General features: G+C 62.5%; 2 protein-coding genes. Both read right to left on the bottom strand.

Annotated elements, in window-relative coordinates:
- Positions 1-195 (bottom strand): adenylate/guanylate cyclase domain-containing protein (locus X733_RS0136475; RefSeq protein ID WP_031194419.1); only part of this gene is annotated, 195 nt, incomplete at its 3' end.
- Between the two features lie 102 nt (positions 196-297).
- On the bottom strand, positions 298-1,425 hold the full coding sequence (locus tag X733_RS136505; RefSeq protein ID WP_245274562.1) for a tetratricopeptide repeat protein: 1,128 nt from the start codon (positions 1,423-1,425) through the stop codon (positions 298-300).
- Positions 1,426-1,462 lie beyond the last annotated feature (37 nt).

The following is a 1,462-nucleotide window of genomic DNA, read 5'->3' as shown; positions in this document are numbered from 1 at the left end:
GACGCTGGCGAATTCTACCAGCGCCCCGTCTCCCATGAGCTTGATAATCCGACCGTGGAATTCCTTGATCGCGGGCTCGACCAGTTCTCGACGGCAACCCTTCAGTCGTTCGAGCGTGCCGACCTCATCCTCGCCCATGAGCGTGCTGTAGCCGACCACGTCGGCAGCAAGGATCGCGGTAAGCCTTCGCTCCATACCTGCCCGCGCCCTCCTTGGTCGATCAAGCGGCTTCGCGCAGCCTATTCTAGTCCCGCATCGGACGCGAGTGTGTGCGTCCGTTATGACGCGCGTGTGCTTCTACTGAACAACCGTAAAGTGAAACACCTTGCTTGAGTTGACGAAGGAATAGCCGCCGCCTCCATCGTCGCGGCGTTTATAGACGGGTCCACAGTCGGGGCGCCCGAACATATTCTCGCTCAGCTCGCACAATAAGTCGCCATCGACACGGACGGTCTCGGTGACCAGCCGCGTGGTGGAGCGGAAGGCTGCCTTGCCGTCGCTCCCGATCTGGAGGAAGGCTTGTTGGAGACCTGGTTCAAGCTGGCCCTGCAGCGTATGGCCCAGCACCAGCGAGGCGATCTCCTCGCCCTTCAAGCGGTTGTGCTCGTCGCCGGTGAAGCCGAACGGCCATTCGGGCAAGCCGGCCTGCTGCAACGCGTCGATGATGAGAGCCAAATCGCGCGGGTTACGATATTGGGCACCGTTGAGCCGATATGCAGACAATGAATCGGACCCAGCTGTCGACGTGGAACGTAGTCCCTCGGCGACCGCCGCTCTTGCATCGGGCAAACGGCCGGCGCGGGCGTAGGCCGCAGCGAGGTCAATCCTGAAATCTCCAACTGACGGCGCCTCGTCGCGGGCGCGTTCGAGCGCCTCAATCGCCTTGTCGGTGTTGCCTTGAATGAGAAAGACCAGACCGGCAATTTGCCGGTTGATGGGGGAAAGGTTGGGATCGAGCCTGAGCGCCGTCTCGACGGCAACGGCTGCCTCGGCATGATTGCCGGCAAACAGCTGGACATATCCCCGCGCGATCTGTGTCTCGGCATCTCCGGGGCCGAGCGCGACGGCTCGCTCGGCCGAAGCGATGGCTTCCTCGTAGCGGCGATCCACGACCTGCATGATGCCAAGAATCGCATAAGGCGACGAAAGGTCCGGATCGAGTTGCAGCGCACGGCTTGCCTTCTCATAGGCGCGCTTGCGCGCGGGCGCGCTCTGCATGATGTCGTTGAAAGATTCGCGCCAGATATAGACTGTCATGCTTGCGTCCGCCGCGAAGGCTTCGGCAAAAGCGGGGTCGAGCTCCTCCGCCCTGTCGTAGAGCGTGAGTGCCTCACGCAGCCCGTCTCGCCGACCGGTCCGTGCTGTCTGCTCGGCCCGAAGGTAGAAATCGTAGGCTTCGAGGTTTTCGGTCGGCGGCCGCGCCATGCGCTCGCTTTCCGCTGCCGAAGGTTGCATGCCAAGC

The sequence above is a fragment of the Mesorhizobium sp. L2C066B000 genome, from assembly GCF_000502335.1.
Classification (GTDB): domain Bacteria; phylum Pseudomonadota; class Alphaproteobacteria; order Rhizobiales; family Rhizobiaceae; genus Mesorhizobium.
The sequence above is the reverse complement of the archived record's forward strand: the minus strand, read 5'-3'. Positions and strand labels throughout refer to the sequence as shown.

Bases quoted from the DNA above. Each gene is read 5' to 3' on its own strand.
- X733_RS136505 (WP_245274562.1), bottom strand. From the start codon at position 1,425: ATGGCGCGGCCGCCGACCGAAAACCTCGAAGCCTACGATTTCTACCTT.